Origin of the sequence: Microbulbifer sp. NBRC 101763 (genome assembly GCF_040371615.1) — a bacterium.
GTDB lineage: Bacteria > Pseudomonadota > Gammaproteobacteria > Pseudomonadales > Cellvibrionaceae > Microbulbifer > Microbulbifer variabilis.
On record NZ_BAABQV010000008.1, the window covers coordinates 85327 to 108352 of the forward strand.

The window sequence follows — 23026 nt, forward strand, 5'->3', positions numbered from 1 at the left end:
ATTCAATTACATGACTCGCATGCCGGGCTTGGCGCCCTCGTGAGGCTCTAGAATCCAAAGGTCTTTACCACCAGGCCCGGCGGCCAACACCATACCTTCGCTCACCCCGAAGCGCATTTTGCGCGGCGCCAGATTAGCTACCATGACAGTATGCTTGCCCTCCAGTTCTTCTGGCGAATAGGCGCTCTTGATGCCGGCAAACACCTGTCGTGTTTCGCCGCCCAAGTCTAGGGTCAGCCGCAGTAACTTACCGGCGCCCTCTACGTGTTCTGCTTTGGCAATCAGGGCGATACGCAGGTCTACCTTGGCGAAATCATCGAACTGGATTTGCTCGGCAATGGGCTCATCGGCCAGGGGACCTGTGGCGGCCTTGGCCTCGGCCTGCAGTTGGGCCAGAGACTCCTTTGCCGCATCCATCACTGCATCCACTTGGGTTTTTTCTACACGCTGCAGCAGCGGCTTGAACTTGTTGATCTCATGGTCGACCAGAGGTGTAATCGCACTGTTCCATTCCAGCCCGCTGTTGAGGAATTCAGCCGCCTTTTGCGCGGTGTTGGGCAGTACTGGGGCGAGCCATGTGATCAGCGCGCGGAACATATTCACGCCTTGAGAACAAATTGCCAGTACTTCGGACTCAGCTCCTTCCTGCTTAGCCAGGGACCAGGGGGCTTTGTCGGCGATCCAGGCATTGGCAGCATCGGCCAGTGCCATAATGTCACGCATGGCGCGGGCATATTCGCGCTGCTCATAGTAATTGGCAACGCGTGGTGCGGCTTCTATAAACTGGTCCCACAATTTTTCATCGGCCAGTTCAGTGGCGAGCTTGCCACCGGCCTTGCTGACAAACTTGGCGGTGCGTGAGGCGATATTGACTACCTTGCCTACCAAGTCGGAATTCACCTTGGCGATAAAATCATCCAGGTTGAGGTCCAGGTCATCCACTCCGGCGGTGAGTTTGGCGGCGAAGTAGTAGCGCAGGTATTCGGGATTCAGGTGATCCAGGTAGTTGCGGGCGTTGATAAAAGTGCCGCGGGACTTGGACATTTTCTTGCCGTTGACGGTTAGGAAGCCATGCACACATACCTTGTTGGGGGTGCGGAAATCTGCGGAGTCCAGCATGGCCGGCCAGAATAGGGCGTGGAAGTTGACGATATCCTTGCCGATAAAGTGATATACCTCAGCATTGCTGTCTTTCTTCCAGTAATCCAGCCAGTCGCTACCATTCTTGTCGCAGTAATTTTTCAGGCTAGCCATATAGCCGATAGGAGCATCCAGCCATACATAGAAATATTTGCCCGGCGCGTCTGGGATCTCAAAACCGAAGTAAGGTGCGTCGCGGGAGATGTCCCATTCCTGCAACCCCTCTTCGAGCCACTCGGCCAGCTTATTGGCGACTTCATCCTGCAGGGTACCGGAGCGAGTCCAGTCACGCAGAAATTCGGTGAAGGCGGGCAGTGTAAAAAAGAAGTGCTCGGACTCTTTTTCCTCCGGTGTAGCGCCAGAGATGGCGGAAACCGGATCGATTAGCTCTGTGGGGCTGTAAGTAGCGCCACAAGCCTCACAGTTATCACCGTATTGATCGGGTGTGCTACAGCGTGGGCAGGTACCCTTGATATAGCGGTCTGCCAGGAATAGCTGTTTCTCTGGATCGAATGCCTGGGTGATGGTGCGAGAGGCGATATGGCCATTGTCGCTCAAACGCTGATAAATCATAGAGGACAACTCGCGGTTTTCCTCTGAATGGGTGGAGTGGTAATTATCCACGCCGATCAGGAAGCCGGCAAAATCCCGCTCATGTTCCGCCTGCATGTTGGCGATGTGCTGCTCCGGAGTCAGGCCCAATTGTTCGGCCTTGAGCATGATTGCGGTGCCGTGCGCATCATCTGCGCAAATGTATAGGCAATCGTTGCCGCGCGCACGCTGGAAGCGCGACCAGATGTCGGTCTGGATGTACTCGAGAACGTGGCCCAGGTGCAGGGAGCCATTGGCATAAGGGAGTGCGCTGGTGACTAGGATTTTGCGCGTATCGGGCATCGGTTTTTCCATCGCTTTGGGGTTGCGGCCGGGGGCTCCGCTGGAGCGGCCGGAGAACGTCAAAAGACCGCGGAATATAGCAGATTTGTGCTATGCCGGGGAGGTATGTGGGATGTCGTTGAAATGATCCATTCACTGGCGTTGGGCTGTTTCATCCTACACAATGCATCCCAGACAAGAAGCACCAAGAGGGAGATACCGTGAGCGATCATCACGACCATGAAGAGCTATCAATGGAAGTTCAGGCCGAACTCGAGCGCCTGGCTGAATGCCTTGGTCAGTTGCACGACTCGGCCAGTGGGTTGTTACTGGACGAGTTGGATGCGGACATTGAGGTAGGTTACGAGGGCGATACAGTGCTTGTAGGTATAACCCTTGGCTACCCTTGCGCGAGCCAGGTGGAATCCTGGCACAAAAGGGTCAAAGAGGCCTGTGAGCCCTTGTTGAAAAGTGGCCCCCTGGGTGGTAGCAGCCTGCAGTTTGAGCTCTTCAGTGATATCCCCGCGACTTCATCGCCAAGTGCCCCTGAGCCACTGCAAGGGGTAAAAAATATCGTTGCGGTAGCCTCTGGCAAGGGGGGGGTGGGGAAGTCCACCACAGCAGTAAACCTGGCGCTGGCGCTGGCGGCAGAGGGAGCCCGGGTAGGGTTACTCGACGCAGATATCTATGGCCCCAGCCTACCTACGATGCTCGGTACTGAGGGGCAACGTCCTCACGTAAAGGAGCAGAAATTCTTTGTGCCGGTGGATGCTCTGGGAATTGAGACCATGTCTCTGGGCTACCTGATGACTGAGGATACCCCAGCTGTATGGCGTGGCCCGATGGCCAGTGGTGCTCTTAATCAAATCCTTACACAGACTCTATGGTGCGATGCAAAGGAAGAGCTAGATTACCTGATTGTGGATATGCCGCCCGGCACAGGTGATATTCAGCTGACTTTGGCACAAAAAACGACTCTAGCTGGGGCGATTATAGTGACTACCCCCCAAGACTTGGCGCTGAAAGATGCCATCAAGGGAGTAGAGATGTTCCGTAAGGTCTCTGTGCCTGTACTTGGTATCGTCGAAAATATGGCACTGCACACCTGCTCCAAATGTGGTCACAGCGAACCGATTTTTGGCGTTGGTGGCGGTGAACGCATTGCTGAGGAATACGATACACATTTACTTGGTGAGTTGCCGTTGGCACAAAAAATCCGTGCAGATGTCGATAGTGGCTGTCCGAGCGTTACCGCAGATCCAGATGGGGAGATTGCTGGGTTTTATCGGGAAATTGCTCGTAAAGCTGCTGCTCAAGTCTGGCTCAATGCTAGTAGCGAGGAGGACCTTCCAGAAATCGAAATTAGTTGAACCCATTCGCGATATTGATCACAAAGAATTAATTTTTTTATTATTGTGGTTTTTCGCGGTGGTAAAAATCCCTATATTGAGCCTCTCCGGTGTGCCTTCCATGGAATTTTCTGTTGTGTGAAAGGTGCCTAAATCAATGGCCGGGTATTATACCCGGCCATTACGTATCAACTGTCGGTTTGTGAGTTCTGGCCGAACAGTGCCTCAACCTTTTAATTAAAATATTTTTCGTAATTTACGGGTATCACTGTAGGTTGCCTTATTTAGAAGCTTAAAGGGAGGTTGTCCGTATTTGCAGTATTTTAGGGGGCATTTGCTCTGCACTGAGATTGATGATTGTGTTAATGAGCATTTATACCTATTTAAGAAAAATTAAGTATTTATGCTGTATTTATGCTGGTGGTCGTCATAGCTATTAGTCAGTGATTCTGCCAAGGCTTCACAATTCAGGGAGGGCAAAAGGCCGATATAGATTGCGTGATAAGAAATTTCGACGATCCGGCAGAACAGCACAAATTTGTCGGGTTAAAGTGATAATTTCAGGAGTGTGCGAAAAGTCCCCAGCAGCTGCGTTAGCCATAGTTGCAGGTGAGGCTCATAAAAGGCATTGCAAAAGCTGTAGTCGATAAAAATAACAAAGACAAAAGCGCGGGTGCTTATATCAATGAATTTTCAAATCAGCTATCGACCGATAGGGGGTATTGCGCGGGTATTATTTTATGGGCCGGTTGGTTTTGCGGAGAAAATGGAAGCTGCAGCCCGGCTTGTGGAAAAATACCGCCACAGGGTGCCATTACGTGTACTTTTGGACCTGCGCTATGCGCGTTCGAAAGTCACTTTAGAGGAGCAGCGGAAATTTACTACTTACATCGCGGAGCATCCGGTATTGCGACGTGCTTATATAGCTGTGTTGCATCCACGCAGTCGTTGTACATCTCCGCTGGCGACACAGGGGACCTGCCTATGCAGACATAGCTCGCGGGAATTTGTCGCCGAAGCCGAGGCTGAGGCCTGGCTTACCCAAAATAAGGGAACTGTCAGGCCTGTCGCGTTCTAGTTATTTTAAGCCTGCTGCTGGATCTGTGTGCGCTGGGCTTCAGCCTGTCGTCGGCGCTCTTCTTTTTTCTGCAGACGTTTATTTGAGGTCAGGTCACGGGCATCCTGTCCCATATGTTTTTCGCCCCGTTGTTTGGCCAGTTGAATCTGCCTTTCACGCTCGCGGAAGCGGGCGCGATCGGCATCGCTGACCTTGTCGTGGCAGTGTGGGCAACTGACCCCCTGTTCAAACAGTGGGGACTTCTGGTCTTCCTGAGTGATTGGCATTCGGCAGGCGTTGCACTGGTCGTACTGCCCGCGTTCCAGGTCGTGGTTGACAGTAACACGCTCGTCGAAAACAAAGCACTCACCTTCCCATAGGGACTCCTCTTTGGGTACCTCTTCGAGGTACTTCAAGATCCCGCCGTGCAGGTGATACACCTCTTCAAAGCCCTGCTCTTTCATATAGGCTGTGGACTTCTCGCAGCGAATGCCCCCAGTGCAGAACATGGCGACCTTCTTGTGTTTGGTCGGGTCCAGGTTTTCTTTTACGTACCGGGGAAATTCGCGGAAAGTATCGGTTTTTGGGTTGATTGAATCCTTAAAAGTACCGACTTGGAATTCATAGTCATTGCGAGTGTCGACTAAAACGACTTCTGGGTCGCTGATCAGGGCATTCCAGTCCTTGGGTTTGACGTAGGTCCCCACCACGCGGAGAGGATCAATACCCTCCACACCCATAGTGACAATTTCCCTCTTCAGTTTGACCTTGCTGCGAAGGAAAGGCATCTCGCCGGTAAGGGATTCCTTGTATTCCAGTTCGGCTAGACGCTTGTCAGATCTTAGGTGGGCAAGGACAGTGTCTATGCCCGCGCGGGAACCGGCAATAGTGCCGTTAATGCCCTCGCTGGCCAGAAGTAGGGTGCCGCGTACACTGTGTTCCAGCATGACATCCAGTAGAGGGGCGCGCAGAGACTCGAAGTCCTCCAGGGTGACGAACTTATAGAGTGCACATACAACAAACTGATCCATGGTACTTCCTCATTTGCGGGCCGGAGCGTAAATCCGGAGCATAAAAAATCGCCGCGCATTTTATCGCAAAAAAAACAGCTTGTCGTACATTTAGCAAGCAGTTCATAGCTTGCCCCAACACAGATTTGTGGTTGACCGGGAGGCTGCAAATTGTCAAAGTTCTGGCCGAAATATAAGGGTCACAGCGAGGCGAACCCCATGGGCGAAGAATTTGCACCGAAAGAGTCGGAGTTAAGCCAGGTCTACCGCGAGGGCGAGGTTTCTGTCCAAATTGATATTTATGAGGATGGAGAGGGCGGCTGGCTACTTGAAATCGTCGATGAGAATAATAACTCCACGGTTTGGGAAGACTCATTCGAGACTGAGAAAGAGGCCCTGGATGAGGCGATGGATGCTCTGCGTGAGGAGGGCATTACGGCCTTTATAGGCCCGGTACAGGAGGTAGATGGTCATTGGTGAGTAGTTCTTTTCATACATCACGCGGGAGGCTGCGCCCCGTCTAAAGCCGGCAAACCCACCGGCTTTTGAGGTGCCACCGACTTTTACTGCTATGGTTAAGGTGAGAAGGGAATCGCGACTGTGTGACAGCACACCCAATCACCGCGCCGTCGCGAGGCAACTGTGTAGTCTTTGTCTCCGGCGGTGCTACCTAGCCAGCGGTTACCCTGCCGATGAAACTGCGCTGCGTATTGCCTCTTCTATCTTTGTGCATTCTGCCAGCCTCTGCTGAAACCTTAATTCTTTCCGATAAACAGCTGCTTAATACAGGCCTCAAGGAAGCTCGTCTGATTTCAGAACTACATGGTTACGCCATTGTAGCTGGGCGCTATTGCGTGGACTGTGATGAGAATTTGGCAATTTATATTCATCAGATCCCCCGACAGGAGGAGGGTGGTGGTGAATTGCTGGGCTCGATAGGTTCTGACCGCTATACCTACCCAGGTCGCTATATCGATTACATGACCAAAAAACTGGTAGAGAAAACCCGGATGTTTTATGGCTACTGTTATGAAGGGCAAGCTTCTTTACTGTGGCTTACGGAATACTTCACTGGTGACAAGTGGGTCAAAGCGGAGTATCTGATAGTGCTGGGTGATAATGGACTAGAACATCGCTATAACGAGAACCAGCAGCCGGGTATTTTTAATCTTGAAAATGAAGACTGTCGGGAGTTGAAGGGTATCTTTGCAGAAATGGAGCCTTAGGGATTTTTAAAAAGAATATAAGCCCTTAGGCTCATCTGTGCTTTTAATAGCAAGGTATCGCACAATAAAAAAACCCCGCTGGAGGGCGGGGCCAAAAGGGTCGTTGAAATCAGTTCTGCTTACTTAACAGGTTCGAAAACAATCTTCAGTTTTTTCTTGCCCCAAGCTCGGGCTTTGCGAATATCTTTTTCCATCCACACGTCAATACGGTTGGTAAATCGCTTGTTCATACGGTCACGCACAGTGTAAGTACCGGGCAGACCTTCAATTTGTACTTTGGCACCGTTCGTCAGGCCGTGCTTTTCCAAGTCACGGGATACGGCGATTATTTTGTCGCCTGGGCGCAGGCGGTTGTTCCAGGCGGCAACCCAAGGGTCGCTGTCAGTTTGTCCTGGTACAGAGTTATAGGCGGTTGCATCAACGATCATGGTTTTCTTGATTGCCGCGGACGCGTTGACACTTACACCAATTGCAAGAAGAGCGGCGATGAAAAAAGCTGTATTGCGCAGAGTCTGTTTCATGATGTCCCATTACCTCCAGGAATCAAATGGTCACAAGCCAAGAGGCGCTTGTGAAATTTCCAAGTGTTTTTGGAAATCGTTGATCAATATTTAATCAACGCTGGTTATATTACCGGCGATTTAGGAGGTATCAACTTTTTATTATTTGATGACAGGATCACCAGCAGAACGGAGGCGGGCATAAAAACTTTGGAATTATTTGTTAAATAAATAGATAAAATAGAAACTTTAAAAGCATAGTATGGAAATTTATTACTCTAAAAAAGAATTAAAAAGGTCTTTCAGAGGGAAATAATTTCAATATCAAAAATATACCTGACAGCGATGTCATTCTAAATATTGCTGGGCGGTACGAGGATCGGCTTTCTAATTAGCAGCAAAAAAGTAAAAAATTTCTCTGTAACTATTTGTGACTAGACCTTCAAAACCTTCATATTGGAGAGATATAGGGTTATGAAATGGTGTGACTAATTATTCATATGGCCGGTTCGGGCTTAAAGAGCATTTTTGTCGAAGGCTAAAGAGTAGTTTCGGGGTTCTGACCAATAGGTTCCACCTGCTGACGCAATGTGGCGAGATAGTCAGCATCCTCTTTCAGGTCAGGGAGTTTGTATTGAAGATCTAGTTGTACCGCTTTTTCCAGCCATGCGATAGCTTCTTCCAGATTTCCTTGCCACTCACATACCTGTCCGATATTGAAGTAAGTAATGGCCAGGTTATGCCACTCTTCCTGAGCCGATAGCCCGTTAATAGCACTCTTATAAAGAAGGTAAGCGGTGTTTAGTAGGTGGGCACGTTGGGTTATGGTTTCCTCGCTGGCTGCTTGGCGATGGTAGGTGTGTGCCATAGCTGAGCGCACCCTGGCAGCAGAGTGTGGCAATTCAGCACCGGAGTCCAGGTAATTCAATACAGATTTAAACTGGGCGCGAGCCAGAGGGTAGAGATCAGGGCGGGATTTTGCTCCCAGGGCATTTAACACAATGCCATAGCGATAACGCAGGGCCTGCTGCTGTGCTGGGTAAGGGGATAGTGCGGAGATAGCTTTTTCATAAAGGGGCAGAGCGGCACCGTATTCCCCTTTACGAGCCAGAGTTTCAGCTTCATTCACCCAGGTAACAGCGCCATGGGTGCTGCTGTGCGAGTCGAGCTTCTCGATTTGGGCATGTTGTGTGATCGATATAGCGGGCACTAGTATCGCAAGGGTGAGAAGGGCGCAAAATAGGATCTGAAAACTGAAAAAATTTCTGTGCATAAGGATTTCCGCAATCTGGCCCGGTCGACGGTAACAAGGCCCACTTTCGTAGGCCCCTTACGTCAGTAAATCCCTAGTTCTTGAGTTGTGCCAGGAGTCCTTGCAGAGGGTGGCGCAGGCTGACACCTGCGAAGCGATTGGCTTGGCAGCGACAGGAATAACCGGTGGCTAGTTGGTTGCCCTTGCCGCCACTAAGTTTGGGTGCCCATGACTGCTGGAATATTACTTGCGAGGTATCCTTGTGTGTGGCCTCGTGGCCATAAGTGCCCGCCATTCCGCAGCAGCCGAGACTTTCGGTTTGCAGTTCCAGGCCGAGGGTGGCAAAAACCTCCTGCCAATCCTTCAAAGAAGCGGTGGCGTTGGTTTGTTCACTGCAGTGGGGCAAGAGCTGAAAACTGGCTGGGCGCACCCGCTCGCGTTGTTTGTATAGGTGTTCTTCTTGCTGTGCCAGCCACTCCTGTAAAAGATGGACTTTCGGTGCCTGTTCGCCCAGGAGTTTTTTGTACTCGGAGCGGTAGGTGAGAGTCATGGAGGGGTCTATCCCCACAAGAGGTATGCCACTGTCCGCCAGATTGTTGAGCATCTCGCTATTACCCTCGGCAACCCGTTGAAACTGGCGCAGGAATCCATGCACATGCAAGGGTTTGCCGTTGGCGCGGTAGGGAGCAAGTATCGGTACAAAGTCCAACTGTTTGAGCAGGCGCAAGATATCGGCCACCACTTCAGCATCAAAATAACTGGTGAAAGCATCTTGCACGATGATTACCGCCCGGCTGCGCTGGGACGGTCCCAGGGTTTCCAGGCAGGCTTTACTGGCAGTAGGCACGCCGAGTTCACGCACACTGGCTTGCAGAGTTTTCTGCGATAACTGAGGACTATCTACCATGCCGAAAATACGTTCCATTAAGAGGGAAACCGGCTTCAGTTTTAAGGGCCAATTGTAGAGCTGTGGCAGTTTTGCCATATGCGGCATCAGAAATTCCAGTCCGCCGACGGCGTAATCTTTTAACGGACGCAGGTATCGGCTGTAATAGAGTTCGAGAAACTTGCTGCGGAATTCCGGTACATCTACTTTGATTGGGCATTGGCCGACACAGGACTTACATGCGAGGCAGCCTTGCATGGCTTCATTCACTTCGTGGTTGAAGTCGTATTCGCCGCGGGTTTTAGCCAGGGTATTGATGAAGCGTTTGGGCAGGCCGACAAAAAAGGAGCGCTCGCGGTACTTGCGCGCGCTGGCTACAGCATCTACATCGTGCTTGCTTAACAGCCGCAGCCATTCGCGCATTAGAGAGGCGCGCCCCTTGGGAGAGTGGATTCGATTGCGGGTGGCCTTATAGGACGGGCACATCGCTTCATCGGGGTTCCAGTTAAAGCAGGCGCCGTTGCCATTACAGTGCACGCCTTCATCATAGCCCTCCCATACCTGGGCTGGGATCTGTCGGTCGAGTTCTCCGCGGGTGTTTACCGCATCAATTTTCAGCAGGCTGGAGTTGTCATCAGGCGTGGCAATTTTGCCGGGATTAAACTGGTTACGTGGATCGAAAGCGGATTTAATTTTTTGCAGCTCGGGATACAGTTCCCCAAAAAATTCTGGTGCATACTCGGAGCGAATGCCTTTGCCGTGTTCCCCCCAAAGTAGCCCCTTATATTTTTGCGTAAGTGCCACGACCTGGTCGGTGATTGGGCGAATTTGTGCGGCCTGCTGAGGATCTTTCATATCGATAGCTGGACGCACATGTAATACACCGGCATCCACATGACCGAACATGCCATAGTCGAGGTTGGCTTTATCCAATACCGCGCGAAACTCAGCAATAAAATCTGCCAGGTTTTCGGGCGGTACGGCGGTGTCTTCCACGAATGGAATCGGGCGTTTTTCCCCTTGGGCATTACCCAATAGGCCTACCGCTCGTTTGCGCATGGCCCATATCCGGTTGACCTCCGTGTGACCGCGGGCGATGGAATAGCCGAAGCTTTTACCCGGTCGGCCTATGGTCTCATCAATGTGCCCAGTGAATGTTCTTAGTGCATGCTCCAGCTCTTCTTCTGTGTCTGCAGCGTATTCCACCAAGTTGACACCTTTGACTGGGCGATCCTCCGAGGGAAAAAATTCGCTCACGCTGTGCCATACGATATCTTCCATGGCCAGCTGCAGGACCTTACTGTCTACCGTTTCGATAGACATGGGCCCCGCGCGCATCAAATCATTAGCATCGCGCAGTGCTTCCTGGAAGTGATCATACTTCAAGTTGACTAGCGCTACGCACTTGGGGATGGGTAAAAGGTTTAGCTTCGCTTCAGCGATAAAACCGAGGGTCCCCTCGGACCCGCAGAGTACATTATTGAGGTTAAAGCGCTCGCCTTCGCGGATATGGGCCAAGTCATAACCAGTAAGGCAGCGATTGAGCTTGGGGAACCTCTGTTCAATTAATTCGGCTTTTTCCCTGGCGATGTCATCACAGGTTTTGTGTACCTTTGCGGAGCGGCTGTCCTCTTGACATATTTTTTGTAGCTCTGTTTCCTCTATGGAAGAGGAGTGCCACAGCTCCCCCCCCATGAGTACTGTATGCAGCTCGAGCACGTGATCGCGGGTTTTACCGTAAACACAGGAGCCCTGGCCTGAGGCATCGGTATTGATCATGCCGCCGATGGTGGCGCGGTTACTGGTTGATAGCTCAGGTGCAAAAAACAGACCATGGGGTTTCAAGGCGGCATTTAACTGGTCTTTAACTACGCCAGCCTGCACTCGCACCCAGCATTCTTTTGCATTGATTTCCAGGATTTGATTCATATGACGGGAGATATCCACTACCAGTCCGTCAGTGAGTGACTGGCCATTAGTGCCAGTGCCGCCACCTCTAGGAGAGAGCACAATAGAGTGAAACTCTTTCTGATCCGCCAGCGAGGCCAGCAGCTGCAAATCGCGGCTATCACGGGGGTACACCACTGCCTGTGGCAGCACTTGATAGATGGAATTATCGGTGGCTAGGACCGTGCGGCTGGCGTAACTGGGGGTGGTATCGCCGCGGAAACCCGCATCTGTCAGTTCTTGCAAAAACTGCAAATAGAGCGCTTGAACCTCGTCGACTTCGCGCAATGCTGGAATCATGAGCTAATCCGTAATTTCGGGGGAGGTGAAGGCCGCATACAAGACCGGAGTGGAAGGCAGGAAATAACTTAAAGCCTGGCCGCTCGGTAGGAATGCGGCTCTGCATTGTAGCTGCGGTGTGGGTGGGCGCAAGCGGCATAGCGCTAAATCCAGGGTGCCGAAAAAGTTATACAAAGTGGAAGCTTGTATAACTAATTGCCGCAGGCTATAAAAAAGATACATGAAATTTTTCTGCGCACCATAACTATGCATATCCATCTACTGCCTAAGAAAATCCCTGTGGGAATTAGTCGCTGCGCGGTGGGGGACCCGGTGCGTTACAACGGCAGTCACAAGCACAGTAAAGTCTGCACTCAGCTGCTGAGCAATTGCTTCGAGCTCCATTCCTATTGTCCGGAAGTGGCAATTGGCATGGGAGTGCCTCGACCACCTATTCATCTCATTGTGAGTGACCGCCTGCGAGCGGTGGGAAGAGAGGATGCCACCCTGGATGTGACGGAGTCACTGGAGCACTATGCGGATCAGGTAGTACCAGAAGTGGAAAATCTTCGCGGTTTTATTCTGATGCAGAAGTCTCCCAGTTGTGGCATTCGCACCACGCCCCATTACAAGGTGGATGGAACCGGAGTACTTGCCCATGACTCTGGATTGTTTGCCGCGCGTTTACGCCATCATTTTCCGCATTTGCCGATGGAAGAGGTGGGGCGTTTGAATGCCAGTGATATACGTGAAAATTTCCTCACCCGCGTTTTTGCCTACGATGCCTGGCATCGCTACGTGGCTTCCGACCCCCGCCCGGCTCGCGTGATCGAGTTTTATACCGCTTATAAGTACTTGCTGCTGGCCCATAGCCAGCCACAGACACGTGCACTTGGCCAGTTTGTTTCAAATTCCCGAGCGTTGGAAGCTGAGCGGTTTGCCTATGAAGTGCGGGGAAAAATTATGGAAATTCTTACCAACCAAGCCAGCCGCAAGGATCGAACTAATGCCCTGATGCATAGCCAGGGCCACCTGAAAGGTTATTTGACCAAAGAAGAGCGGGCCGAGTTGGCACATCTTATTGATGAGTACCGCCAGGGGCGCAAACCTTTATCGGCAGTGCTTACTATGCTGCGCCATTATTTACCGCGCAGTCCCCATCATTTTATCCATAGCCAGGTCTTGCTTGCTGCAGAGCCAGCTGAACTTGGTTTGTGTGAGTTTCGTTGATGGTTAGCATGAATGATACAGGTCTCACAGAAGTTGCCTATCTGCCTATTCGAGAAGTGGCACGTCGCACTGGTGTTCAGCCGGTAACATTGAGGGCCTGGGAGCGCCGTTACGGCCTCTTGACTCCGGTCCGTACCAGTAAAGGCCATCGTCTCTACAGTGACGAGGAGGTCGGGCGTATCGAAACTATTTTGACGTTCCTAGCGCGTGGCGTGTCTATAGGACAGGTTCGTGCACTATTGGAGCGTGGTGATGGAATAGTATTGCGCGCAGAGGAAAGTATAGAAACCGGGAGCAGTTGGCGTGAGTTACTTGATGAAACTTGTGAGCTGCTTCGAGAGGTTGCTGAGCCTCAGTTACGCCGGCGATTAGATCAGTGGATAACCGGTTTTTCTCCGCAGTTATTATTGGAGTGCTGGTTAAAGCCCTTGAGAGAAAGACTGGATCGGTCGCCTTTACCTGACAGGACGTTGGTTCTTTCCCTTTTTTGGCAGTTGCTACATGAGCAGCTGATAGTGGCCAACGATATTGCCCGAAAAAACCTGTGCAAAGATAACAAACCAGATAAGTGTCGTATTTTTCTCCTGGGGCCTCCGGGTGAGGAGCAAAAGGTTTTTACCCTGATGTTTGGCAACGTGCTGCTTGCCAATGGTATCGATGCTTTTGTCTTTAATGGTCAGGTAGGCATGGGCAACTTGGCAGCAATTATGCAAAAGCTGCAGGTGGATGGTGTACTTTGTTATAGCTACCGTGCGTTGCCCAAGCATTTTGTTACTAGGGATTTATCGACTCTGGCCTCAGGGCTTCGGGTGCCTCTATGGCTGGCGGGGGACTATGTTGAGATCCAAATTACTGAGTTGGATGGCATTATGAGACTGCCTTTTTGCTCAATTCTGCCAGGAGCTACCGCTAGTATTATTGCTCAATTACGGGAGCAGCTGAAGTAATGAGCCAACAATTTACCCTGGGGCGCGGTTTGGTTTGGTTGCGCAGTGATCTGCGGTTACATGATAATTCTGCGCTCTACCATGCCAGCAAATGTTGTGAACAGTTGGCAGCGATTTTCATTGCATGCCCCGATAGTTGGAAAAGCCATAATGAAGGTGATGCATTAGTGGCTTTTCGTATGGGCTGCCTTTACGAACTACAGCTCCAGTTGCAAACCAAAAATATCCCCCTGTATTTTCTTGAGGTGCCCACATTTTCTGGAGTTCCCCAGGCACTGCAGAAAATTATCCGACGCCTTAAAATAGACGCGCTATTTGCCAATGCTGAATATCCGCTAAATGAACAGCGCCGGGATAATGCTGTGCGGGAAAAGCTACAGAGAAGTGGTATTCAGGTAAATTATTATAGTGATCGTACGCTCTTTTCTCCGGGGTCAGTGAGGACAGGTAGTGGAGATCCTTACAGGGTTTTTACTCCTTTTAAGCGCGCACTGATAGAACGATGTACAGATAGTGATGTTAAGCCTTTGCCCGCCCCTCGAAAAATACCCCTGACTGATGAGAGAGCACAATGGCCGAGGTCGGTGACCCTGGAGGGGGGCGAAAAACTGAATCAAAAAGTACCTGGTAAGTTATTACATTTTTCAATTGAGGCCTTTAATTCGGGGGTTGTCAATGGCTGGAAGACTGGGGAAAAAGCTGCGCAAAAACGCCTGAAGGCATTTAGTGAAATAGTTAATAAATATCAGGCAGAACGGGATTTTCCTGCCTTGGATAGTACCTCGCGGCTATCGCCCTACTTAAATAGTGGGGCTATCTCAATCCGTCAGTGTGTAGGAATGGCCCTAAAACTCAATGACGGACACTGGTTAGGTGGACAAGATGGTATCGCCTGCTGGATTAGTGAGCTGATCTGGCGGGAGTTTTATACCCATTTATTGGTGGAGTTCCCTCGGCTGAGTAAAGGAAAACCATTCAGAGAGGAAACTGATCAAATTCCCTGGTCATATGATAAAGATAGATTTGAGCGTTGGAGCCGAGGTGAAACTGGAGTGCCTATTGTCGACGCGGCTATACGACAGCTGAACGAAACGGCATGGATGCACAACCGGTTACGTATGATAGTAGCTTCATTTTTAAGCAAAAATATGCTTATCGATTGGCGCTGGGGTGAACGGTATTTTATGCAACGCTTGATTGATGCTGACTTTGCATCTAATAATGGCGGTTGGCAGTGGACGGCATCCACCGGTACTGATGCTGCACCCTATTTCCGTGTATTCAACCCTTATAGTCAATCTCGGAAATTTGATCCCAAAGGTGAGTTTATCCGAAAATTTGTGCCGGAGTTAGCTTCTCTTGATGACAAGGGTATCCATGATCCACCACCTGTTGCAGGTTATCCGCAGGTTATTTGTGATGTGGGAGCTGGACGAAAACGGGCGATTGAGCTTTTTTCGAAATTGAAGTAAAGGCCGCTAACGTGTTTTAGTAAGTATCATGTGCTCCAGTTAATAAGATACGTTCAAAATATTTCATCTTCATCATATGTAGAGATTGATAAGTCTCCATTCATATCAATATTTATGCGAAAAACTATTGGATTGCAACATACTTGGCAGTCTTCGGTGTATTGCTGTGGGGTTACAGAGGTGTCGATCAATACCGTAATTGATTCACCACAATATGGGCAATATATTCTCTCTTCAATTAAGGCATTAGGCATGGTCTGCTACCTCGCTAAGTTGGGGTAAAACTTTCATTTATCTTGCCATAAGAAAAGCTTTTTGAACTCGTTGTTCGAATCTATGATTAGAATATTCGACAATTTGTGTCATGATTACTTATGTGAATATAGCAGAAATTATTGCTTTGCTATAAGGCGGGCTCCCTATTGTAACTACCCTTCCCCCTTTTTGGAGAATTTTTTAATTTATGAAGTTGTCGATGTGAAAGGGGATGGATTAATTAAAACAGGGGAGAGTCTGGTTTTAAACCTGAAAGCAGATTTTGCCATCTTTTAACAGGGCTTTTTCATATCTAGCCAGCTTTATTGGCTTTAAAAAGAAAGAGAGCTACTTTTTAGATCGTCATTTTCTTCCGATGAATAATAAATTGATACTACAATATCTTGTTGCCCTCTAAGGCAGTAGCATATATGGTGTGGATTATTGCTTTAGGACTTCTGTATTACTTGACAGATATAAAGGTAGCTTTGAAATTTATGGGCAGCTTGGTTGATTTTGGGTTTGTAGGTCTTTTTATTTCCGCATTCTTGGCTGCAACTATCTTACCTTTAAGTTCAGAGGTTATTTTAAGTGCATTATTATTAAGTGGCCTATCACCAATTTCTTTAATTGCTGTAGCAACTGTTGGGAATGTGGCAGGCTCTCTGACTAATTATGCCTTGGGGTACTGGGCTGGCTTGGGGCTTGCGAAGAAATGGCTTAAGATGACCGAGAATGAATTTGATCAGGCAGAGCAAAGATTTAAGAAGTACGGGGTACTTTCACTTTGCTTTTCCTGGGTTCCAATTATTGGCGATCCATTGACAGTTGTAGCTGGTATTTTACGGGTGCGCTTGTTGTGGTTTTTGATATTAGTAGGCCTGGGTAAGCTGCTTCGATATATAGTTCTTAGCTATATGGTGTTAAAAGTTGTATAGCTATAAGGCCTTGTTATGTTTTCCTCCTGTAATGTCCATTTTATGGTGCTTTAAAGGGTAGCCGTGTTGCCTAATTGGAGTGGCGAGTACCGTAATGCCACTTCTCAAAGAGGTGAAATAGAGGCGAAAAGTAAGATATGTTTTTTGGACTAATTTATTAGAAGTCAAAATTTGTATATGCTCAGTCATTTTTACTTTATAAAACGAAATGCTCAATTGTCTTGCTGTTAAGCCAGTTTTTCAATTTTATTTCCAGTTTTTAATACCTCCGATATAGACCTCGTCGACATGGTAGTATAAGAATGTGCGGTCTCCGCGTTCAAACTTGTGCATTAACCTATCGATAAAGCTTCTATCAGGTTGTGTGGAGAAGAGAGAGTAAACAAATTGACCTGTTGGGGAATGTAAGCGTGCCTGCCCATTTCTCAACTTATGTCTCCAGTTTTGGCTTGGTAGCTTCAAGAATGTATTGATATCCATTAGCTTTAATCTGTGTTCGGGCGGATTAACCCAATTATAATTTTTCTTGTGGCGAGTGATTTTAAACTGTCTATTTACTTTTGATATAGTTTCCATCTGTTCAGCTAATCCCTCATTTAGCCTGGAGGGAGAGTAGGGTGTTATAGTATCTTTGATAGCGTGGCTAACATCATGTTTGGTTGTACGAAACGTCCTAGCTCTTGTTTGCTTATCTAGGTATTTAACGTTTCACCGGTGATTTTGAATGGAGATCAGTCTGATATGTACTTTTTAGAATTGATTATTTCTTGTTTTACATTTTCATTTTTCTTATCACTAAAATGTACTTGACCGATTTTCATCGGCCCACTTATAAATATTGGCATTGGCTGTAAACGAAATTAGGATAAAAAAGAGAAAGGTAATGGAAGATAAAGGGGAGATCACTGCGGATATTCTCTAGATAACAGATACTTGGTGCTTTTGTATATATTAATGATTGCTATTTTGACCGCATCAATATCGCTTCTGCCATAGCTGCCTCTGCCAATAATCGATTGGAGTTTAACGTCGGAATGGGTGAATTACTATCGTTAATTATCAATGGTATTTCCGTGCAGCCAAGGACTACAGCATCGCATCCCGCTTCCCCGAATTGCCTTATGATATCCTGAAAATACTGAATGGTGTCTGGTTTAAAAATCCCGTTGACCAGTTCATACATAATTAAGTGGCCGACTTTTTCAATTGTTCTTTGTGGTGGGCGCTGCCAGCTTATATTTGCCGCCTCAATTTTTTCCGGATATATATCACTCTCCACAAGCCACTGGGTCCCAAGTATGCCTAGATTTGTGTAGCCCTTTGACAGTGCTGAATCAACTACACAGTCAACAATATGGAGCCAAGGCAGTGGAGACTTTGAGCTTATATAATTGAATGCTTGATGGATGGTATTGTCAGGGCAAATTAGTAGATCAGCCCCTTGAGCTTTGAGTTTTTTTGCGGAAGAGAGCATCAGGTCGCCGATACCCTCGAAATTATTTGACTCCAGGTACTGTACATAACTTGCCAGGGAGTGGGTGTGCATGGAAACCTCAGGATGGGCGTGTTTCCCAAGATACTTGGCGCTCTCATTGCAAATTGTCTTGTAGCAAAGCGCTGCTCCCTCAGCGGAGCATCCCACAATACCAATGTGCTTTATTTCGTTATTTAGCTTCACTGACTACTTCCTTTGATGTTTGAATAGTCCCCAAACACGCTCTCAATTGCTTATAGGGACAGGGTTTACTGACTCGGCAATAGGAATAGTTATCTTAAGCGATTCATCCAGTGGAAAGAATTGTCAGGGATTAGCTTTTCCTTTGGTAATCTCACCAAGTAGAGTGGCTCTCTTTAAGTGTTTTTGGTAGTAAGCAAATGCTTTTGTACTAGAGAATGTGTTTTTGCTGGCCCTAAAAAAATAGGAGTATCAGATCTTCTTTCGCCGTTAATATTATCGGAAGTTCAGAGTTCTGATGTTTTATTGGAAGCTTTCCAATAAATGCTGTTCAAGTGTGTAGGCATATCAATAAGCAGCTGCCAATCGGCTGGCCCATATTTCCATCACCGCCACAATTATTCCTGAGAGCAAAGATGATGAAATCGGTATCTTCTGCTTGTGTCTCTTTAGATTGGGAAGCCCTCTGTAGACTTTTGTGAATTGCAGGAATGTTTCCTGTAGGATGTAACAGCTGGACATTTCCAAGTTAAGCGCACTAATTAAAGTGTCTTTTTGCTCTTTTGGTAAAGACGCGGAGAAGGCTAAACTTGCGATATGTAATAGCGATTTAGCCAGACATCTGTTCATTTGGTCCAAGCTCTTTTTTATTTGTCCCTGAATGTCCAGTTCAGAATGGCAACTGAAAATTATCGGCGATTGTAAACCTAAAAAGGTTATGACAGATCTTCCTAGTCTCGGTTGCAGAAATAGGCGCCAATAGAAAACAGGTTTGTGCACCTTGGTACCAGGTTGACTCTTACCGGGCCTAAAATGAATTTTGCCTATCTGATCAGGTTGCTGCTGAATTATCCAGACCAATTGGTCATATTCAGGTGCTTGATAGCATTATCTGATTACCCGCTTTAACTCCTCCCCTTTAACTCTCTCTCTGGTATCTCTTTGCCGACCAGAACCCACTCCCCGGTCGCAAATCGAGAGAGACGGATACTCACAGAATTTTCTGCGGTAATGCCCCTGCAAAATTCTGCCTAATGCGAAATCAGCCCTGATTTATAGCCATCAATTACCCTGACGGTTGTTACCGTATCGGGCATAAATGGCAGATAAATAGTGAAGAACGTGACAGATTTTACTCCCCGATTCAGCCTGCAAAGTCAGGCTCTGAACAGCGAGGATTCTAATGTATGGGCCGTCAGTGACCGGGCCCATGGCCTGGCTGACAAGGGGGAGGACGTCATATTTCTGTGTGTGGGTGATCCAAACTTCGACACCCCGGAGCCCATACTGGATTTTGCCCGTGCCAGGCTTGGCGTGGGACGTACCCATTACTCTCCCGCCGCGGGGGAGCCTATGTTGCGCCGCGCTATTGCCGATATCGAGAGTAAGGTATCTCAACACCCCTGCAACCCCGATGATGTCGTAGTGTTTCCAGGTGGAACCAACGCTATCTACGCAGTGCTTTCCTGCCTTCTGAATCCTGGTGAGGAGATAGTGATTCCCGAGCCGATGTATATTGGTTATGTGCCAATTTGCGACGGTCTCAGGCTCTCTGTTAAGCGGGTGGCTTGCCCTGCAGAGAAAGATTTTGCTTTCGATGTGGAAGCAATCAAGGCAGCTATTGGTGAAGAGACCCGGGTGGTAATGATCAATACCCCGGTAAACCCCACTGGCGCCATGGCAACCCCAGAGCAGTTACATGAACTGGCGGCATACTGTCGCCAGCGCAATGTCTGGTTGGTGTGCGATGAGATGTATTCCATGATTACGTTCGCTCGCCGTCATACTTCCCTACGCACGGCCGCTGAAGAGCTGGATAACATTGTGGTCATTGACGGCCTATCTAAATCCCATGCCATGAGTGGATGGCGCCTTGGCTGGGCAGTAGCTCGTGGTCCGTTGGTTGATCGGCTGGCGGAGTTTGCAGGTGCTACTATTTTCGGTTGCCCACAGTTTATCCAGGAAGCAGCGGCTTTCGCCCTGGAGTTCGATTCCTATTTCGTCAAACAGATGCGGGATGCTTACGAGCGCCGCCGCGACTTAATTGTCGAACGCATTGGCAAAATACCTGGCCTTAGCTGCTACAGCCCAGAGGCGGGAATGTTTGTTATGGTGAACGTGTCTGAAGTCGCTACCTCTGGGCAGGAGTTTGCCGAGGCCCTGCTGGATGCTGAGCGGGTATCCGTGCTACCTGGCGCACCTTTTGGTGAGAGTGCAGTGAACCATGTTCGCCTTACCCTTGCCGCGGATGAAGCTGAACTGTCCCGAGCGTTGGATCGTATCGAGCAGTTTATCACCAGTGGAAATCGCCAGGCCGGCTGAGCCGAAGAGCGAAAGTGGTCGCCTCAGACTAAAGTGTTGAGGCGGTGGCTTTTGCCGCTGTGGAGGCAGTAATGTTTCAGCCTTCAGCGAATACCGCTATCCTTGCCCCCTTTCAGATTCAAAAGAAATCAGTTCTGTGAAAATTGACCGGCATAATTTGCGTATTTTGCAGGCGCTGCAAACCAACGCCCGTATTAGCAACCTGAATTTGAGTGAACAGATTGGTCTGTCGGAGAGTGCCTGCCTGGCTCGGGTTAAGCGCCTGACCAGTGAGCGCTACATCCGCGAATTTCTTGCCGAGATTAACTTGGATAAGGTGCGCCATGCAGAGTTTTATGTAAACGTGGCCCTTAAGCGCCAGGATGCGCGTACCAGTGAAAATTTCCGGCGGATTATCAATGACATCCCTCAGATAGTATCCTGTGTGAAGATGTCTGGTGAGTTTGACTATATGTTGCGTTTCGTTTGCCCTGATGCGGCGGACTTCAATCGGGTCTCTGAGCAGCTGCTGGCCAACGAGGAAGCTGCGATCTCACGTATGACCTCGCATTTAGTCATTGAAAAAACCAAACCTTTCACTGGCTATCCCCTGGAGCTGCTGTTTCAGGACTGAGCCAAAACCGCAGGTGGTGGGGCTGAATAGCCCTACCACTGGAGCCAAGGGCTAGATTAGTAGCGATAGAGTTCTATCCAGACACCACCAGCAGGCGACTGCGCCGATCAAGTAGGCAATTGGTGTTGCTATCCAGACTGTTATATTGCCCCTTTCCCACTTCTTTTCAGGCACCTGCTGCCCTGGGATGTATCGTTGATGAAGCAGCCTGAGTATGTGACAAAACCCTATGAATAGAGTGGCAGTGATGGCGACAAACAGTATTTGTCCAGCTTCCACACCCAGGTTAAAACTGAGAAGTGCCAGGGGGATAGAGCTTTGCGGTAGCCCAATATCCGCCAGAGCACCGGCAAAGCCGAGGCCATGCAGCAAACCGAAGGCGAAGGCCACAAGCCATGGCAGGCGCGTTGTCAGGCTGCTGTAACCATGACCCTTGGCCAATATTTCTCGGGCTATAAAGACAATGCTGAGAGCGATGATTACTTCGACAGGGGCTTGTGGCAGGGATAAATGCCCCAGGGTGGTGGCGCCCAGGGTTATGCTGTGAGCTAGGGTGAAACCGGTGAGGGCAAGCAGTAGCTGCTGCCAGCCACTGCAGAGCAACATTAGGGCCAGGACAAACAAGAGGTGATCTATGCCGAGTAGAATGTGTTCCAGGCCGAGCTTGAAATAGGTGCTGGTAACTTGATCATGGGATTCCTTTTTGCCGACAGTAAAGCCAGTGCGCTCGGTCATCAGTCGTTGGAATATTTCATTCCCATCTAGCCAGGCAATCCGTACAAGTACGTCGGTGAGGGTGTGTTCCAGCCCATCAATGGAGATGGGCAGTTGTGAAAGCGCATTGGGGTGATATATCTGCCAGCGCTCTGTATAAAATCCGTTTTGGAAGCCACCACTGGCTGGGCCAAGTACAGTAGAACCCAGGCCCAGATGTACATCCAGAGACAGCCGTAATTCTCCGCGCGCGGGCACTCGCCACATAACATCAAATCGCCGTGAGTCTATCTGTTCAATTTGGAGATAGGCGGATCGTAACTCATGGGCGGTGGTAGGGAGTGAGAGAGCAGCTATACACAGCACTAATAAGTATATTTTTGCCCAGCTTTTATAGTGCATCTTTTTCGTCCTGCTATAGTGTGGCAATTTCAGAGGGATGGGGCGTCAATACGTACTGTGTAATTTTCTCGGTACTGCTGATATTGCTGTTCCAGTTGTGCTTTTCGCCTGTTTAATTGCCAATCACGCAGCACCTGAGTCCGCACTTCTGAAAACTTGGCTGCGCTGCTGGGTTCATAATCATCTACGAAAACCAGGTGCCAGCCATAAGCGGACTTCAGTGGTCCAAACCAGTTTCCCTGCGATGATTTAGTAAGTTGGCTGGAAAAGCCGGGGCCAAATAGCTGATCAATACGCGTGCTGCTCTTATTGTTTATCTGATTGGGCAATAGGCTACTGTCTCCGGCAGAGGCGTCTTCCAGGCCCTGGTTAAGCCGGATGAGGACTTTTTTAATATCCTCCTGGCTATTACTGGTTTGAAAATAGAGTTGTCGGAAGCTGAAGTGGGCTTGGCGCTGGTAGTCTTTCCCATTTTGCTCCATGTATTGCTGCAGCGTGCTTTCCGCCGGCTCAAAGTTGTCGGCAATATCCCTGGCGGCAAGTTCTATCTTCATACGTAAACGTCGCCGGATCACGGTGTCATTGTGATCCAGACCGAGGTTCAGCGCCTCACGGTACAATATTTCTTCTCGCACATAAGTTTCCACAAGCTGCTGTACCTCAACAGGAGAGGGTGCCCGTTGCCAGCGACGGGAAAATACTGCGGAAAGGTGCTCAATACGGTCCTCAGTTATGACAATTTTGTTGCGGTCCACCGATTGTTCTTGTACAAGCGTATCAAGGATAAACAGTGCACCGCCGATGATTAACATATGAGTGAGCGGCTCTTTGATTAGTGCTCTCATACTCGGGACCTGTTTGAAGTAACTGGTGGGAATGAAGTGGCGACCGGTAAGTATGGAAGGCGGTAAGTGTTTTGCCAGAAAGAAAAAGCTTTCC

At 49.0% G+C, this 23026-nt stretch carries 19 protein-coding genes; 10 read left to right on the forward strand and 9 right to left on the reverse strand.

The window, feature by feature from the left end:
• Positions 1-6 precede the first annotated feature (6 nt).
• Positions 7-2034, reverse strand: coding sequence for a methionine--tRNA ligase (gene metG / locus ABWV76_RS19090; RefSeq protein ID WP_020411922.1), 2028 nt, complete (start codon positions 2032-2034; stop codon positions 7-9).
• 233 nt (positions 2035-2267) lie between these two features.
• On the opposite strand from metG, the gene apbC reads away from it, so the two are divergent.
• A complete protein-coding gene (gene apbC, locus ABWV76_RS19095) occupies positions 2268-3383 on the forward strand; it encodes an iron-sulfur cluster carrier protein ApbC (protein ID WP_020411923.1) in 1116 nt (371 codons plus the stop codon).
• A gap of 664 nt (positions 3384-4047) precedes the next feature.
• Positions 4048-4440, forward strand: coding sequence for a hypothetical protein (locus ABWV76_RS19100; RefSeq protein ID WP_282951648.1), 393 nt, complete (start codon positions 4048-4050; stop codon positions 4438-4440).
• A gap of 5 nt (positions 4441-4445) precedes the next feature.
• Here the strand turns inward: ABWV76_RS19100 and trhO are convergent, their stop codons facing one another.
• Positions 4446-5450: an oxygen-dependent tRNA uridine(34) hydroxylase TrhO gene (gene trhO, locus ABWV76_RS19105; protein ID WP_020411925.1), complete on the reverse strand. Its 1005-nt coding sequence runs from the start codon at positions 5448-5450 to the stop codon at positions 4446-4448.
• A 198-nt stretch (positions 5451-5648) separates the two neighbouring features.
• On the opposite strand from trhO, the gene ABWV76_RS19110 reads away from it, so the two are divergent.
• Complete coding sequence (locus tag ABWV76_RS19110) at positions 5649-5909, forward strand: hypothetical protein (RefSeq protein ID WP_020411926.1); 261 nt, start codon at positions 5649-5651, stop codon at positions 5907-5909.
• A 212-nt stretch (positions 5910-6121) separates the two neighbouring features.
• Positions 6122-6655: a hypothetical protein gene (locus tag ABWV76_RS19115; protein ID WP_020411927.1), complete on the forward strand. Its 534-nt coding sequence runs from the start codon at positions 6122-6124 to the stop codon at positions 6653-6655.
• A gap of 119 nt (positions 6656-6774) precedes the next feature.
• On the opposite strand, the gene ABWV76_RS19120 is transcribed toward ABWV76_RS19115, so the two are convergent.
• From ABWV76_RS19120 to ydiJ, 3 genes are all read right to left on the reverse strand, one after another.
• Entirely contained in the window at positions 6775-7176 is a 402-nt protein-coding gene (locus tag ABWV76_RS19120; RefSeq protein ID WP_020411928.1) for a 3D domain-containing protein, read from the reverse strand.
• Positions 7177-7693: 517 nt separating this feature from the next.
• Positions 7694-8428: a tetratricopeptide repeat protein gene (locus ABWV76_RS19125; protein WP_353376982.1), complete on the reverse strand. Its 735-nt coding sequence runs from the start codon at positions 8426-8428 to the stop codon at positions 7694-7696.
• Positions 8429-8501: 73 nt separating this feature from the next.
• A complete protein-coding gene (gene ydiJ, locus ABWV76_RS19130) occupies positions 8502-11540 on the reverse strand; it encodes a D-2-hydroxyglutarate dehydrogenase YdiJ (protein WP_353376983.1) in 3039 nt (1012 codons plus the stop codon).
• A gap of 279 nt (positions 11541-11819) precedes the next feature.
• Between ydiJ and ABWV76_RS19135 the strand changes: the two genes are divergently transcribed.
• Genes ABWV76_RS19135 through ABWV76_RS19145 form a run of 3 tightly spaced genes read left to right on the forward strand, consistent with a single transcriptional unit; the run spans position 11820 to position 15168 of the window.
• Complete coding sequence (locus tag ABWV76_RS19135; protein ID WP_353376984.1) at positions 11820-12749, forward strand: YbgA family protein; 930 nt, start codon at positions 11820-11822, stop codon at positions 12747-12749.
• An 8-nt stretch (positions 12750-12757) separates the two neighbouring features.
• Positions 12758-13696 carry a MerR family transcriptional regulator gene (locus ABWV76_RS19140; protein WP_353376985.1) on the forward strand — a complete coding sequence of 313 codons (939 nt, stop codon included), beginning with the start codon at positions 12758-12760 and terminating at the stop codon, positions 13694-13696.
• A complete protein-coding gene (locus ABWV76_RS19145; RefSeq protein WP_353376986.1) occupies positions 13696-15168 on the forward strand; it encodes a cryptochrome/photolyase family protein in 1473 nt (490 codons plus the stop codon). Before ABWV76_RS19140 ends, ABWV76_RS19145 begins: the two co-directional genes overlap by 1 nt.
• A gap of 53 nt (positions 15169-15221) precedes the next feature.
• Here the strand turns inward: ABWV76_RS19145 and ABWV76_RS19150 are convergent, their stop codons facing one another.
• Positions 15222-15422, reverse strand: a complete 201-nt coding sequence (locus ABWV76_RS19150; protein WP_083922672.1) for a CPXCG motif-containing cysteine-rich protein — start codon at positions 15420-15422, stop codon at positions 15222-15224.
• A 432-nt stretch (positions 15423-15854) separates the two neighbouring features.
• Here ABWV76_RS19150 and ABWV76_RS19155 point away from each other — a divergent pair, with 432 nt between their 5' ends.
• Positions 15855-16361, forward strand: coding sequence for a YqaA family protein (locus ABWV76_RS19155; RefSeq protein ID WP_353376987.1), 507 nt, complete (start codon positions 15855-15857; stop codon positions 16359-16361).
• A gap of 961 nt (positions 16362-17322) precedes the next feature.
• Here the strand turns inward: ABWV76_RS19155 and ABWV76_RS19160 are convergent.
• Entirely contained in the window at positions 17323-18039 is a 717-nt protein-coding gene (locus ABWV76_RS19160; protein ID WP_353376988.1) for an aspartate/glutamate racemase family protein, read from the reverse strand.
• A 1110-nt stretch (positions 18040-19149) separates the two neighbouring features.
• On the opposite strand from ABWV76_RS19160, the gene ABWV76_RS19165 reads away from it, so the two are divergent.
• Both ABWV76_RS19165 and ABWV76_RS19170 read left to right on the forward strand, forming a co-directional pair.
• Positions 19150-20358: a pyridoxal phosphate-dependent aminotransferase gene (locus tag ABWV76_RS19165; protein ID WP_353376989.1), complete on the forward strand. Its 1209-nt coding sequence runs from the start codon at positions 19150-19152 to the stop codon at positions 20356-20358.
• Positions 20359-20494: 136 nt separating this feature from the next.
• Positions 20495-20971: an Lrp/AsnC family transcriptional regulator gene (locus ABWV76_RS19170; protein WP_020411942.1), complete on the forward strand. Its 477-nt coding sequence runs from the start codon at positions 20495-20497 to the stop codon at positions 20969-20971.
• A 51-nt stretch (positions 20972-21022) separates the two neighbouring features.
• On the opposite strand, the gene ABWV76_RS19175 is transcribed toward ABWV76_RS19170, so the two are convergent.
• Together ABWV76_RS19175 and ABWV76_RS19180 are read right to left on the reverse strand one after the other, a co-directional pair.
• Entirely contained in the window at positions 21023-21952 is a 930-nt protein-coding gene (locus ABWV76_RS19175) for a HupE/UreJ family protein (RefSeq protein WP_353376990.1), read from the reverse strand.
• Between the two features lie 164 nt (positions 21953-22116).
• Positions 22117-22932, reverse strand: a complete 816-nt coding sequence (locus tag ABWV76_RS19180; protein ID WP_020411944.1) for a peptidylprolyl isomerase — start codon at positions 22930-22932, stop codon at positions 22117-22119.
• Between the last annotated feature and the right edge of the window lie 94 nt (positions 22933-23026).

What these genes read in the sequence shown, in the direction of transcription:
- ABWV76_RS19125 (WP_353376982.1), bottom strand. Translation starts at nt 8,428, where the DNA reads ATGCACAGAAATTTTTTCAGTTTTCAGATCCTATTTTGCGCCCTTCTC.
- metG (WP_020411922.1), bottom strand. Translation starts at nt 2,034, where the DNA reads ATGCCCGATACGCGCAAAATCCTAGTCACCAGCGCACTCCCTTATGCC.
- ABWV76_RS19150 (WP_083922672.1), bottom strand. Translation starts at nt 15,422, where the DNA reads ATGCCTAATGCCTTAATTGAAGAGAGAATATATTGCCCATATTGTGGT.
- ABWV76_RS19100 (WP_282951648.1), top strand. Translation starts at nt 4,048, where the DNA reads ATGAATTTTCAAATCAGCTATCGACCGATAGGGGGTATTGCGCGGGTA.
- apbC (WP_020411923.1), top strand. Translation starts at nt 2,268, where the DNA reads ATGGAAGTTCAGGCCGAACTCGAGCGCCTGGCTGAATGCCTTGGTCAG.
- ABWV76_RS19180 (WP_020411944.1), bottom strand. Translation starts at nt 22,932, where the DNA reads ATGAGAGCACTAATCAAAGAGCCGCTCACTCATATGTTAATCATCGGC.
- ABWV76_RS19120 (WP_020411928.1), bottom strand. Translation starts at nt 7,176, where the DNA reads ATGAAACAGACTCTGCGCAATACAGCTTTTTTCATCGCCGCTCTTCTT.
- trhO (WP_020411925.1), bottom strand. Translation starts at nt 5,450, where the DNA reads ATGGATCAGTTTGTTGTATGTGCACTCTATAAGTTCGTCACCCTGGAG.
- ABWV76_RS19145 (WP_353376986.1), top strand. Translation starts at nt 13,696, where the DNA reads ATGAGCCAACAATTTACCCTGGGGCGCGGTTTGGTTTGGTTGCGCAGT.
- ABWV76_RS19175 (WP_353376990.1), bottom strand. Translation starts at nt 21,952, where the DNA reads ATGTGGCGAGTGCCCGCGCGCGGAGAATTACGGCTGTCTCTGGATGTA.
- ABWV76_RS19155 (WP_353376987.1), top strand. Translation starts at nt 15,855, where the DNA reads ATGGTGTGGATTATTGCTTTAGGACTTCTGTATTACTTGACAGATATA.
- ydiJ (WP_353376983.1), bottom strand. Translation starts at nt 11,540, where the DNA reads ATGATTCCAGCATTGCGCGAAGTCGACGAGGTTCAAGCGCTCTATTTG.
- ABWV76_RS19110 (WP_020411926.1), top strand. Translation starts at nt 5,649, where the DNA reads ATGGGCGAAGAATTTGCACCGAAAGAGTCGGAGTTAAGCCAGGTCTAC.
- ABWV76_RS19140 (WP_353376985.1), top strand. Translation starts at nt 12,758, where the DNA reads ATGAATGATACAGGTCTCACAGAAGTTGCCTATCTGCCTATTCGAGAA.
- ABWV76_RS19115 (WP_020411927.1), top strand. Translation starts at nt 6,122, where the DNA reads ATGAAACTGCGCTGCGTATTGCCTCTTCTATCTTTGTGCATTCTGCCA.